11 protein-coding genes are annotated in these 13,579 nt (G+C 39.7%); 8 read left to right on the top strand and 3 right to left on the bottom strand.

Annotation, left to right across the window (positions count from 1 at the left end):
• The first annotated feature begins 324 nt into the window (after positions 1 to 324).
• A complete protein-coding gene (gene fusA, locus F580_RS0104470) occupies positions 325 to 2,430 on the top strand; it encodes an elongation factor G (RefSeq protein ID WP_019026493.1) in 2,106 nt (701 codons plus the stop codon).
• Between the two features lie 123 nt (positions 2,431 to 2,553).
• Positions 2,554 to 3,063: a hypothetical protein gene (locus F580_RS0104465; RefSeq protein ID WP_019026492.1), complete on the top strand. Its 510-nt coding sequence runs from the start codon at positions 2,554 to 2,556 to the stop codon at positions 3,061 to 3,063.
• Positions 3,064 to 3,190: 127 nt separating this feature from the next.
• On the opposite strand, the gene F580_RS0104460 is transcribed toward F580_RS0104465, so the two are convergent.
• A complete protein-coding gene (locus F580_RS0104460; protein ID WP_019026491.1) occupies positions 3,191 to 3,952 on the bottom strand; it encodes a class I SAM-dependent methyltransferase in 762 nt (253 codons plus the stop codon).
• 40 nt (positions 3,953 to 3,992) lie between these two features.
• On the opposite strand from F580_RS0104460, the gene F580_RS0104455 reads away from it, so the two are divergent.
• The 4 genes from F580_RS0104455 (at position 3,993) to dusC (ending at position 7,700) form a co-directional block, all read left to right on the top strand.
• Entirely contained in the window at positions 3,993 to 4,889 is an 897-nt protein-coding gene (locus F580_RS0104455) for a bifunctional GNAT family N-acetyltransferase/hotdog fold thioesterase (protein ID WP_019026490.1), read from the top strand.
• Between the two features lie 79 nt (positions 4,890 to 4,968).
• Positions 4,969 to 5,469 carry a nuclear transport factor 2 family protein gene (locus F580_RS0104450; RefSeq protein WP_019026489.1) on the top strand — a complete coding sequence of 167 codons (501 nt, stop codon included), beginning with the start codon at positions 4,969 to 4,971 and terminating at the stop codon, positions 5,467 to 5,469.
• On the top strand, positions 5,469 to 6,395 hold the full coding sequence (locus tag F580_RS0104445; RefSeq protein ID WP_019026488.1) for an SDR family oxidoreductase: 927 nt from the start codon (positions 5,469 to 5,471) through the stop codon (positions 6,393 to 6,395). The genes F580_RS0104450 and F580_RS0104445 overlap by 1 nt, the downstream gene beginning before the upstream one ends.
• Positions 6,396 to 6,767: 372 nt before the next feature.
• Positions 6,768 to 7,700 (top strand): tRNA dihydrouridine(16) synthase DusC, encoded by a 933-nt coding sequence (gene dusC, locus F580_RS0104435; protein WP_019026486.1) that lies wholly within the window; start codon positions 6,768 to 6,770, stop codon positions 7,698 to 7,700.
• Here the strand turns inward: dusC and F580_RS0104430 are convergent.
• Positions 7,697 to 8,596 (bottom strand): LysR family transcriptional regulator, encoded by a 900-nt coding sequence (locus tag F580_RS0104430; RefSeq protein ID WP_019026485.1) that lies wholly within the window; start codon positions 8,594 to 8,596, stop codon positions 7,697 to 7,699. The genes dusC and F580_RS0104430 overlap by 4 nt on opposite strands.
• Positions 8,597 to 8,789: 193 nt before the next feature.
• Between F580_RS0104430 and hutH the strand changes: the two genes are divergently transcribed.
• Both hutH and F580_RS0104420 read left to right on the top strand, forming a co-directional pair.
• Positions 8,790 to 10,307, top strand: a complete 1,518-nt coding sequence (hutH, locus tag F580_RS0104425) for a histidine ammonia-lyase (protein ID WP_019026484.1) — start codon at positions 8,790 to 8,792, stop codon at positions 10,305 to 10,307.
• Positions 10,308 to 10,323: 16 nt separating this feature from the next.
• Positions 10,324 to 12,354, top strand: coding sequence for a urocanate hydratase (locus tag F580_RS0104420; RefSeq protein WP_019026483.1), 2,031 nt, complete (start codon positions 10,324 to 10,326; stop codon positions 12,352 to 12,354).
• Positions 12,355 to 12,717: 363 nt separating this feature from the next.
• On the opposite strand, the gene hutC is transcribed toward F580_RS0104420, so the two are convergent.
• A complete protein-coding gene (hutC, locus tag F580_RS0104415; protein WP_019026482.1) occupies positions 12,718 to 13,491 on the bottom strand; it encodes a histidine utilization transcriptional repressor HutC in 774 nt (257 codons plus the stop codon).
• Positions 13,492 to 13,579: the final 88 nt, after the last annotated feature.

Raw genomic sequence — 13,579 nt, 5'->3', positions numbered from 1 at the left:
TACTGACTTAATCTAACGTTAGTACTTGTGTACTTGGCATCTAAGTTAATTTCTTAAGTTACATTTATTTTATTACCTATACCTATACCTATACCTATACCTATATATAAGTATAAAGTTAAAGAAGGCTCTTTTTATAAAAAATAGCCACTAATAAATGCGGCGTGATAACAATTTATTTATCAATTTTCTATGGATTTGCTTTTGTTAATGGTATACTCGCGCGCAAATTTTCAACAGTTCTGCTTTCTTATAGTTATAACTTTTATAGCACTATATAAGTATAAGAAAGCAGAATAGACATTAACTAAATAGAGTAAAGTAATGGCAGATTTATCCAAATACAGAAACATTGGTATTTTCGCTCACGTTGATGCGGGTAAAACCACAACAACTGAACGTATCCTTAAATTAACCGGTCAAATTCATAAAACTGGTGAAGTACATGACGGCGAGTCAACAACTGACTTCATGGTACAAGAAGCTGAGCGCGGTATTACTATCCAGTCTGCTGCTGTTACTTGTTTCTGGAAAGATCACCGTTTTAACGTTATCGATACTCCTGGTCACGTTGATTTTACGGTAGAAGTTTACCGTTCATTAAAAGTTCTTGATGGCGGCATTGGCGTTTTCTGTGGTAGCGGTGGTGTTGAGCCACAATCAGAAACTAACTGGCGTTACGCGAACGATTCAGAAGTTGCTCGTATCATCATGGTTAACAAACTTGACCGTTTAGGCGCTGATTTCTACCGTGTTTGTAAGCAAGTTAAAGACGTATTAGGTGCTAACCCACTTATTATGACTTTGCCAATTGGTGAAGAAGATGATTTTGTTGGTTTAGTTGATTTACTATCTGAAAAAGCTTACATCTGGGATGACTCTGGCGAACCTGAAAACTATGAAATCACCGATATTCCAGCAGATATGGTAGAAAAAGCTGCTGAGTACCGTGTGAAGTTAATTGAAACAGCTTTAGAAGTTGATGAAGACATGTTGATGGAGTTCTTAGAAGGGGAAATGGTTCCTACTACAGAACAAATCAAAGCGTGTATCCGTAAAGGTACTCGTGATATGACTTTCTTCCCAACTTACGGTGCATCTGCATTTAAAAACAAAGGTATTCAATTAATTCTTGATGCTGTTGTTGATTACTTGCCTTCACCTACAGATGTTGATCCTCAACCACTTACTGATGAAGAAGGTGAGCCTAATGGTGAGTACGCAATCGTTTCTGTAGAAGAAACATTCAAAGCGTTAGCATTCAAAATCACTGATGACCGTTTTGGTACATTAACTTTCGTACGTATCTATTCAGGTACATTGAAGAAAGGCGATACAATTCTTAACTCGTTCACAGGAAAAACTGAGCGTGTTGGCCGTATGTGTGAAATGCAAGCTGAAGATCGTACTGAACTTACTTCAGCACAAGCCGGTGATATCATCGCAATTGTTGGTATGAAAGGTAACGTTCAGACAGGTCACACCTTATGTGATCCTAAGAACCCAATCATCTTAGAAGCTATGGTATTCCCTAAGCCGGTAATTTCAATTTCTGTAACACCAAAAGATAAAGGTTCAACTGAGAAAATGGGTATTGCTATCGGTAAAATGGTTGCAGAAGATCCTACTTTTAAAGTTGAAACTGATCAAGATTCAGGTGAAACGATTTTATCTGGTATGGGTGAACTTCACCTAGATATCAAAGTAGATATTCTAAAACGTACCTACGGTGTTGAATTAGAAGTTGGTAAGCCACAAGTTGCATACCGTGAAACAATCACGCAAGAGATTGAAGATTCTTATACCCATAAGAAACAATCTGGTGGTTCTGGTCAGTTCGGTAAAATTGATTACCGTATCAAGCCCGGCGAACCTGGTACTGGTTTCGTATTCACCTCAAAAGTTGTTGGTGGTAATGTACCTAAAGAATTCTTCCCGGCAATCGAGAAAGGCTTCAAAGGCATGATGGATACTGGTGTTCTTGCCGGTTTCCCTGTATTAGACGTTGAAATTGAATTATATGATGGTGGTTTCCATGCGGTCGATTCATCTGCTGTTGCATTTGAACTTGCTGCTCGTGGTGCTTTCCGTCAGTCAATTCCAAAAGCTGGTGCCCAGTTAATTGAACCTATCATGAAAGTTGATGTGTTTACGCCTGATGATCACGTTGGTGATGTTATTGGTGATTTAAACCGTCGTCGTGGCATGATCAAAGATCAACTTGCTGGTGTTTCTGGTGTACGTATTAAAGCTGACGTACCGCTTTCAGAAATGTTCGGTTACATCGGAACATTACGTACAATGACATCAGGTCGTGGTCAATTCTCTATGGAGTTCTCTCACTACATGCCTTGTCCTAGTAACGTATCTGAAGTAGTAATTGCTGAAGTTAAAGCAGCTAAAGTAATTAAAGATGCCGCTAGAAAATAGAAAATAATTAACGCCTTTTAATTAAAATAAGTGTTAATACAAAAAAGGATGCCTCGGCATCCTTTTTTATTGCTATATTTATCTAAAAATAAATTATTATCTTTATTAAGGAAGAATGAGATCGTGAAAAAATTATTAACTGTTTTAGGTTTTGTAAGCTCGTTAGCATTAACGTCGATAGCAAATGCAGAATCCGATATCCCAGGAGAATTTTCATCACCATCAATGAGTGATTTTAATTCAGGGGTTAAAGTTGCTATTGCCAGTGATTACGGTTTAAGTGTTAATGTGCAGTTTGGTAACTCGATTGAGTTTATCGTTGGTGCTGATGGCGCTGGTGTTGATCTTGCTTTTTGGCACTATAACTTATTGCCGCAAAGTAAGTTCTTTTCAAAACGGCCATTAAAATTTTATGCTGCCGGTGGTCTTGGTTACGCATGGAATGATGGTAATTCTATAAAAGAAGGCACTGTTATCCGTGTACCCGCAGGAGCTGATTGGAAATTTGCCCCTAAGTGGTCAGTTTACGCATCACTTGCGCCAACTATCAACTTTGTTAAAGAGCAAACTAACCGCGATAGCAGTACTGATTTTGAAGTAATGAGTAATTTAGGTATTCGTTACCATTTCTAGTGATCAGTCACTAGGAAGTTCATCGAACTACGCTATATAAATAAAAGCGACTCATTGTTTATTTACAATCAGTCGCTTTTTTATTGCGCTAATATTAAGTTATGTTTATTGAACATTCACTGGTGAGCTAATTAAGTTGTTGACCATGTCGCCAAAATTTTCGCCAACGCTGTAAAGTTACTTGCGGTAGATAACTGTGCTTATTACGCTTTATTAACCGATGCAGTGGCCAATCTTTTGGTGTTAAATGAATAACAATATTTAGGTAATTTGGAATGTTAAAATAACTAATATGGTGACTTGGCTGTAATTGCTGCAATATCGTTAAACATAAGTTAATGTCGTTATCACTAATGTCAGGTAAGTTAATTGCTAAGCAAGCTTGTGAGTTTAAGCAACTGGTTAATGTTTCTAGCTGCTTTACTATGGCATCAAAGCCAAACTCTTGTGATTGATAAACATCACAGATTATCCAATCAAGTTCAACAGAATTTCTCTCTGCTAACCAGGTCATACCATCAGCACAGACGATGTCTAGCTCAGCATGTTCTGGGTTGAAGTACTGCTCGAAGCTATCGATAACACACTGACTGTGCTCGATAGTGGTTAACATAACCTCGGGTGATAAATGTTGTAAAAATCGAGTAAGATTACCACCGCCTAAACCCAATTCAATGATGCGTGTTGGTCGAAAGAAAAGTAGTGGTAACATCAAGGCAATTTGATGGGGTAGGGTTAATTGCCAAGGCTTACGTCTGTGCATAACACTTTGCACTACGTCACTAAATGCCATCCAACGATAATAGTTGTTTTCACTGACCGTTATTGCATCTTGTTGTTGGCTTAAATACACTAACCGACCTTGGGCTAAATGTTTTGCTAACTGCATAAGCCATCCTAAATCTAATAAATAAGCGTAAGAATAGCCAATGAATGTCTGTAGGTCACCAAAAAACGCGGTAGAGTTTGAACAATACTACCAACTCCGTTGGCAAATACTGCGTCAGCCTTGGAACCAGCCGCTGGGTAGTGAACGTGATAACTTAGAGCAAGCAAGCTTTCACCGTATGATTTTCGATGAAAATAATAACGTGTTGGCTGTTGGGCGACTAGAACAGTCTGATCAGTTTTCTGCTCAAATTCGCTTTATGGCGGTAAGTGCTGAAGCCCAAGGCCAAGGGCTAGGCCAGCAAATAATGAAATCTTTAGAGCATCAAGCACGGAAATTGGGCATCACTAAGATCACTTTGAATGCACGAGAAAATGCGCTCGCCTTTTATCAGCGTCTCGGTTACGTCTCTCATGGTTTTTCGCATCTATTGTTTGATGAAATTAACCATTTTTCTATGAGTAAAGTATTAACTCCTTGCGATAATCACCAACAACAATTATCCAATGCTTTGCAAACTACTTGGCATGACACCATTCCGCTGAGCAAAGCGATGAACATTTCAATTAGTTATTTTGATGGTGAAGAACTTATCACCCATTGTGATGATAGCTTTAATAAAAATCTACATAACACTATGTTTGCTGGCAGCATTTATACCTTGGCCACTTTATCTGGTTGGGGTTGGGTGTATTTGCAATTGCAGCGTCAGCAACTTAAAGGCGACATTGTTTTAGCGAAAGCGGATATCGAGTATCATGCGCCGATAACAGGGCTTGGTTATGCAAAAGTTCATGCTAATTCAGTATCAGGTGACTTCAGTCGATTAAAGCGCGGTAAAAATTCCCGTATGGCCTTAACCGTTCACCTGTATAATGGTGACAAGGTTGCGGCTACCTTTACCGGTAGTTATGCTGTTTTAGCGCCTAAACAGTAAAATAAACTCGAACATTACCTAGTACCTAAGCCTGAACATAAGCCAGAACATAAGTCGGGAACATTAAAGTGAGAAAGTTATGAGAAAACACACCTTGTCAGTTATAACGTTAATTTTTGGACTAACGTCTGGATTGCTGAGTTTTGTCAGTAGTGCAGCGAGTGAACAACAAAGTATAGAGCAGGCATTAAATAGCTTTCATCAAGCAGCGGCGGATGCCCAAGCGAAGCCTTATTTTGATTTACTGAGCGATGACGCTATTTTTTTGGGGACTGCTGCGAGTGAACGCTGGAGCAAAGAGCAGTTTAAGGCTTTTGTTGAACCCTATTTTTCCAAAGGTACTGGTTGGCTTTACACACCTACAGAGCGAAACATTAATTTGATTCAACCAGGGCAGGTTGCCTTTTTTGATGAATTATTATTTAGCGAAAGTTACGGGACTTGTCGTGGCTCAGGAGTATTAATAAAAACCGCTCAAGGCTGGAAAATTTCTCAATACAACTTATCAATTCCTATGCCTAATGGCTTAGCTAAAGCACTAGTTAAGCAAATTAAATCTTATGAAAAGAGCAAAAATTAATGATCGATAAAGCAATTAATTCTGTAGATAATCCAGTTGACGGCTCAGTTAACGCTTCCGTTGGCATAGTCGGTTGTGGTTGGTTAGGCAGTGCTTTAGCACAGCAATTAAAACAACAAAATGTCGAAGTACTCGCAACCCGCAGTAATGCTGAAAATGTTGAGCAGTTAACAAATGCAGGCCTTACCGCTGAAGTATTATGCTTACCAACCGAGCAAGCGCGGTTGAATAGTCACCCGGTTTTTAATCACCCCTGTTTAGTTATCGCCATTACGCCACAATTTCGGCAAGGTCGACTTGATTATGCAGAAAAAGTACAGCAGCTAGTCATAGCCGCAGCAGCCAATCCTGGAGTTGAAAAAATCATCTTACTGAGCAGTACTGCTATTTATAATGGCTTATCAGGACAAGTAGATGAAGACATTACCTTGGATTTATCCGCAGATAAAGTCTCGCTACTTAACCAAGCAGAACAGGCAGTACTAAGCTTCAATGACTCGCGCTTAGCGGATGCTAATGATGAGTTAATTAAACGAAATGGCTATGTAATTAGGCTATCGGGATTAGTTGGACCCAACCGCCATCCAGGTAAGTTTTTGCTCAATGGCCGAATGTTGAAAAACCCACAGGCCATTGTTAATTTAATTCATCAACAAGATGCTGTCGGTCTTATTCAAGCAATATTACGAAGTCAGCTCTGTGGCGGTATTTTTAACGGTGTTAGTTCAACACAAGTTACTAAAAAGCAATATTACCAAGCTGCCGCAAGCGCTTTAAAGCTACCAACACCTATTTTTGAACAGAACGATTTAATATCAGCAAGTGAGCCTAAGGTCGTATCAGGTAGCAAGGTACAAACAAAGTTAAACTATGCATTTGTGTATGATGATTTACTCAACTGGCTTGAGCAAGGTGATAATAGCTAAGTGATTCTTATGCTACACGCAAGCAGTACTTTTGATATACTAGCGCCGTTATTTATTAAAGAGCCCACTTTTGAATTTACTGCCAATAAAATTTATTACTCGCCATCAAGCTAAACTGCTATTTATTGTCGTTTGGGCGCATGTCACTATTTTAGACCTTTTCTATGTCACTTACTCAGGGCCGGTCTTTTTTTGGCAAGAAACTTTTCAGCCATCGACAATATTTATTCATTTATCGGTAGCGTCTGCAACCTTAATTTTTTATTTTATGTTCATTAATATAGTCACTCGAGTTCGGTCAAGTCACACGCCGCAAAAATCGCAATCTAACGCTAAACCTAACTCTAAACCTGATAAAAGCATTTCATCCTAATGCGAGTAGTACTTGCGCCTATGGAAGGCGTTTTAGATTACAGAATGCGTGACTTACTTACCCAAGTAGGTAGTTATGATCTCTGTGTCACTGAGTTTATTCGTGTGGTTGACCAAGTGCTTCCCGATCGTGTTTTCCATCGTTACTGCCCAGAGTTAATTAATGCTGACGTTTACGGTAGCCGCACTAAATCGGGCACACCTGTTCGTGTGCAGTTATTGGGACAATACCCTGAGTATATGGCTGAAAATGCCGCTAAAGTGATTGAGCTTGGTTCAAGTGGCATCGATTTAAACTTTGGCTGTCCTTCTAAAACAGTGAATAAAAGTCGTGGCGGATCTATCTTATTAAAAGATCCTGAAAATCTTTATCAAATAATAAAAGCCGTTAAAGATGCGGTACCTAGTGACACCATTGTCAGTGCTAAAATTCGTTTGGGTTATGAAGATAAGACCCTCGCCATAGAAAATGCGCAAGCGGTTGAGGCTGCAGGAGCCAATGAACTTACGGTACATGCCCGTACTAAAGTAGAAGGTTACAAACCACCGGCACATTGGCATTGGATTGCTAAAATTAAAAATGCCATTAATATTCCCGTTATCGCTAATGGTGAAATTTGGAATTTAGAGGATGCCATTAACTGTCGAGAAGTTTCTGGTTGTACTGATATTATGGTTGGCCGTGGTGCACTGACTATTCCGAACCTAGGGCAGGTCATTAAACAAGAAAGCAAAATTATGCCGTGGTTGGAAGTATTGGCTATATTATCTGCCTATACAGAATTTGAAACTCACGGCGACAAAAGTAAGTATTACTGTAATCGTATCAAGCAGTGGCTGAAATATTTAAAAAATCATTATCAAGAAGCAGATGAATTATTTTTAGAAATTCGACGATTAAAAACGGCCGAAGAGATTAAAGCTGCGTTTTAGCCAAAAGAATGACAGCGTTTAATTTCTTCGATCAGCGCATTTGCCAACGGTGAGACGATGTTGTTTTTTGTAGAAATCAACATAATTGGAATTTGATAAGAGTACTTTTCCGGCAGAATCGATTTAAATAAGCCCTTATCAAGCCAATAATTCGCATAATGTTCGGGTAAATAACCGATAAACGCACCTGATAATATTAGATGAGCTATGCCTTCGTCATGATAGGCAGTAGCACTGTTTTGGTAATTTAAACCATCGTTTCTTACTTCTTTGTCACGCATATAGTTACTGGTGATCATTTCAGCGGCTTCCAGTAATTTATTTACTGAGGACGGTTTGCAGTCAAACAAAGGGTGCCCCTGCCCGCAATATAAATAGTTAGTTTCATTGTGTAAGGGGTAATAATCTAAGCCGCGTAGATGATGACGACTAACCCCTATGCCAACTAACGAGCGACCATTAGCCACTGATGTTTCTACTTCACGTGCTTCACAAACATTAATATCAAATTGAAGGTTATCCCCTTTTGCCTTTAATGCTGAAATAACACGGGCAACACCGCAACGAGGATCATTAACCAAAGTATCTATGGTAGCAATAGTTACTCGACCAGAAAGTTCATTTTTAGAGCTGGCCACGGTACTGGCAAAAGCTTCACATTGTTGTAGTAATTCGAGTGATGCTTGATAAGTTACGCGCCCAGACTCTGTTATCTCAAAACCACTTCTGCCGCGTTTACATAATTTAATGCCTAAACGTACTTCTAAGTCCGATAAATGGGAACTTATGGTAGAACGACCTATATTTAATCGAGACTCTGCCGCGGATAAACCGCCACACTCGACAATCGCGACGAATATTCTCAGTAAACGTAAATCTACGTCATGAACTTGCATAGTTTTTAGTCCTTTCTATAAGTTCGGTAAAACCGGAATGAATAACGATTATTATGTATTTATAAAACATTGAGAGCAAGTTAATATAAATATATGAATAGCGTTTATGCTAGATAATACCAATCCGTATAAGAAAGAGGTTACTTCTTTATACGGAATGGTATAACACAACTAAATAATTAGGAGCATTAAGATGACATTTAAATACGGTATTGACCGCCTGAATCTTGATATTGTCAACGGTATTGCTGATGGCAGTATCAAAGCTGAACTTTGCCAAGAAGCTATAGATAAAATCAATATAAGCCGCCAAAGAGTAGAAAAAATGGCCGCTTCAGATAAAGCAGTATACGGTATCAATACCGGTTTTGGCCCGTTATGCGATACACAAATTTCACCTGAAGATACTAATTTATTGCAAAAGAATTTACTTATCACTCATGCCGTCGGTGTCGGTGAGCCAATCGAAAAATCTATTTCAAAGCTGATGTTGATCACTAAGGTACATGCTTTAAGTCGAGGTTTCTCAGGTATTCGCCTTGCAGTGATAGAGCGCATGTTAGCGTTTATCAAACTTGATTTGATCCCCGTGGTACCAGAGCAAGGCTCAGTAGGTGCATCGGGTGATTTAGCACCACTTTCTCATTTATTCTTACCATTACTGGATGAAGGTGAGTTTTGGCAAAGTAAAGAGGGGCAAGACGACAAAATTGTCGCGGCAGCACCGCTACTTCGCGAACATGGTTTAGATATTATGGAGCTGCAGGCAAAAGAAGGCTTGGCATTAATTAACGGCACCCAATTTATATTATCTCATGGCATCACCGCGTTAACTAAAATGCGTTACTTATTAGACCTAGCAGATATGACGGGTGCCATGAGTATCGAAGGCATGCAAGGCAGTGAATCACCCTTTAGAGATGAGCTACATCAAGTACGTGCCTTTAAAGGTAACCTTGTTGTTGCAGCGCGCATGAGAGACTTCTTTAAAGATTCTCAAAACATGGCAGATCATGCAGAATGTGACCGTGTACAAGACCCTTATTCATTACGATGTATTCCACAAGTGCATGGCGCATCACGTAATGCCTATTATCACTTAGAAGAGTTAGTTGAAATTGAAATGAACTCTGTCACTGATAACCCTATTATTATCAGTAGCGAAGAAGCGATTTCTGGCGGTAATTTCCATGGTCAACCACTGGCTATGGTGCTTGATTATGCTTCGATTGCCGCATCAGAATTGGGCAATATTTCAGACAGACGTTGTTACTTATTATTAGAAGGTATACACGGTTTACCGAGATTATTGACTTCTGCCGGTGGCTTAAACTCAGGCATGATGATCCCGCAATATACCACAGCTTCACTGGTCACAGAAAATAAGTCGCTTTGTTTCCCACCCTCGGCTGATAGTGTACCTACCTCTATGGGTCAGGAAGATCATGTCTCTATGGGTAGTATTTCGGGCAGACAATTAAATCAAATCTTAGGTAATTTAGAAAAGATACTGGCTATCGAGTTAATGTATGCGGCTCAAGCTATCGAATTTAGACGTCCTAATAAATGCTCAGAACTTATTGAACTTAACCACCAAGTGATCAGAGCCAAAGTAGCTAAGCTTGAAGAAGATAGACTATTGAAGCCTGACATCGACGCCATGATTACCTTGGTTAAGACACAAGCGTTTACAGTAAGTTTTAACCATTAATAAAGGGCCCATTGCTATGACAACAACGATGAATTTTCAAGAGCTAACGCTTTTTAAAGCGGGTCTAAAGCAAGGGATCCCAAGCCAATTACCACCAGTAAAGGCTTACCCTGCAGATGCCAATCGAGCTCCTAAGCGTAAAGACATTCTCTCAGCGGATGAAAAACAGTTGGCAGTAAGAAACGCCTTACGTTACTTCCCTAAAGAATGGCATCAAGAATTGGCGGTAGAATTTGCTCAAGAACTAAAAGATCTTGGTCGTATCTATATGTACCGATTCAAGCCAAATTATGATTTAAAAGCACGTGCACTTAGCGACTATCCAGCACAATGTACTCAGGCAGCAGCAATCATGCTAATGGTTGATAACAACCTAGATCCTGCCGTTGCTCAGCATCCACAAGAGCTAATTACTTATGGTGGTAATGGTGCAGTTTTCCAAAACTGGGCGCAATACTTGTTAGTGATGAAGTATTTGAGTGAAATGGAAAATGACCAAACGTTACATATTTATTCTGGTCACCCTATGGGATTATTCCCGTCATCACCAGAGGCGCCTCGTGTTGTGGTAACCAATGGCATGATGATCCCTAATTACTCAAAACCTGATGACTGGGAAAAGTTCAATGCCTTAGGTGTCACGCAATATGGGCAAATGACGGCAGGTTCTTTCATGTATATTGGCCCACAAGGCATTGTCCATGGCACCACAATTACGCTGATGAATGCTTTTCGTAAAGTCCTTAAACAAGGCGAAACGACTAAGGGTAAAGTATTCCTAACCGCTGGCTTAGGTGGCATGAGTGGTGCGCAACCTAAAGCGGGTAATATTGCTAACTGTATTACTGTCTGTGCAGAAGTGAATGCAAATGCGGCCACTAAACGTCATCAGCAAGGTTGGGTTGACGAGCTCATTGATAACATGGATGAGCTGGTAATACGCGTCAAAGCAGCACAAGCCAATGAAGAAGTGGTCTCGATTGCCTACATAGGTAATATCGTTGATGTATGGGAAGGATTCTATGAAAAAGAAGTGTTCATTCAACTCGGCTCAGACCAAACGTCATTACATAACCCTTGGTCAGGCGGTTATTACCCAGTAGACATTAGCTATGAAGAATCGAATCGATTAATTCGAGAAGAGCCGGAAGTGTTCAAAGTTAAAGTACAGGAAACACTAAGGCGCCATGCCGATGCAGTAAATAAACATACCGCTAAAGGTACTTATTTCTTCGATTATGGCAACGCTTTCTTACTCGAAGCTTCACGCGCCGGTGGCGATGTTATGGCTGAAAATGGTATTGACTTTAAATACCCATCATACGTGCAAGATATTTTAGGGCCAATGTGTTTTGACTATGGTTTTGGACCCTTTCGTTGGGTATGTGCTTCGGGTAAAGCTGAAGATTTAGATAAAACTGATGCTATTGCTGCAAGCGTTCTTGAAAAAATTATGCAAGAGTCGCCTGAAGAAATTAAGCAACAAATGCAAGACAACATTACTTGGATTAAAGACGCCAAACAAAACAACTTAGTTGTTGGCTCACAAGCTCGAATTCTTTATGCCGATGCACAAGGCAGAATGGAAATAGCTAAAGCCTTTAACGATGCCATTAATAGTGGTGAAATTGGCCCTATAGTACTTGGTCGTGATCACCATGATGTCAGTGGTACCGATTCACCTTACCGCGAAACGTCTAATATTTATGATGGTAGTCGCTTTACTGCCGATATGGCTATTCATAATGTTATTGGTGACAGTTTCCGTGGTGCCACTTGGGTTTCTATCCATAATGGTGGCGGGGTAGGTTGGGGTGAAGTAACCAACGGTGGTTTTGGTATGCTACTTGATGGTAGTGATGATGCTGAACGCAAACTTAAATCTATGCTGTTATTTGATGTTAACAACGGTATTGCCCGTCGTAGTTGGGCACGAAATGAAGAAGCCAATTTTGCTATAAAACGCGAAATGGCCAGAACGCCTAAGCTTAAAGTTACCTTAGCTAACCGAGTTGATGACGATATTATAAATAACTTATCGCTGTAAAGGCTAAGTCTCAGAGCTATTCCGTATAGATTGGAGTAGCTCTGAATTCATAATGCAGTTGTCTACATTATAACCCTATGATTATATGTTGAGTATTGCTGAAGTGATAAGACACCCTTCACAAGCAAGACGGTATATGGATATACCTTATTAGACAGTGCAGGAGCACACTGTCCTGATGCTTGTGTAGAGCCCCATGGATGGGATTATGTTCAGGACGAACGGTATATCGCGGTGACAGGATGTCAAAGAGCGTGTACGCGTCTCGCTTGTTTATTCAGCAATACTAAACTACAACAGAGCCACTGAGTAATATCAGCAACTCATCTAGGCTAAGTTAAAGTGTCTATTTTTAGCAGCACTTTAAAATTTAAGATGGCTGCCTAAACGGTACTTATCACCTGGCGATGTTAAAATAGCGAAACTCACCACACCTTGTTTTGACCACGTACGACGTTTTACTTGTAAACAAGGCGTGCTCGAATTTATCTCTAATTGCAGACAAATATTTGCGTTGGCTAATACCGCTTCAATTTCGTGAGTTGCTTCTGTTAATGGAGCTACGGATGAAAGATATTCATGTGGGGTAATCTGGCTAAAGTCTTGTAATAAATATTCAGGTACTAAACTGGCATTAACATAACGCTGCTCTAATTGAATAGGCTCATTATTTTCAAGATGTAAAATCTCTGAATAAAAGACCTGTTCATTATTTTTAAGGCTTAATAAAATGGTTAACTCTTCAGTAACCTTAATAGAGCGGAGTATTAACTGTTTGGCTTGATGCTGATGGCCACGTTCACTAATTTCATCACTAATATTACGAATTTCGAGCAATGATGATTGCGATTTGAAGGTAGCGACAAAAGTCCCCGCGCCTTGTGAGCGTACTAAAATACCTTGCTCGGTTAAATCTTGTAAAGCACGTCTTGCGGTCATACGGCTAACATCGAATTTTTGAGTTAATTCATTTTCAGAAGGCACCTTGGCATTCTGTGGCCATTCTCCGGACTCAATATTTTCACGGATATATTGCTTGATAATAGTATACTTAGCCGGCTTATCTTTTTTGCTTGAGCTATTGTTAGTGCCATCACTAGAATGAACAGTAGAAGGGGCTGTAGAATTAGCAGTCATGATTGTTTTTGAGTGTGTTGAACTTGTTTATACAGTCTCACATCTTTAACAAAAAGGCAATAGTTGTATATACAAGTTGATTATTGTG

This window comes from Colwellia piezophila ATCC BAA-637 (genome assembly GCF_000378625.1).
Lineage (GTDB): Bacteria > Pseudomonadota > Gammaproteobacteria > Enterobacterales > Alteromonadaceae > Colwellia > Colwellia piezophila.
Note: the sequence above shows the minus strand (reverse complement) of the source record. Positions and strands in the feature narration are given on the sequence as shown.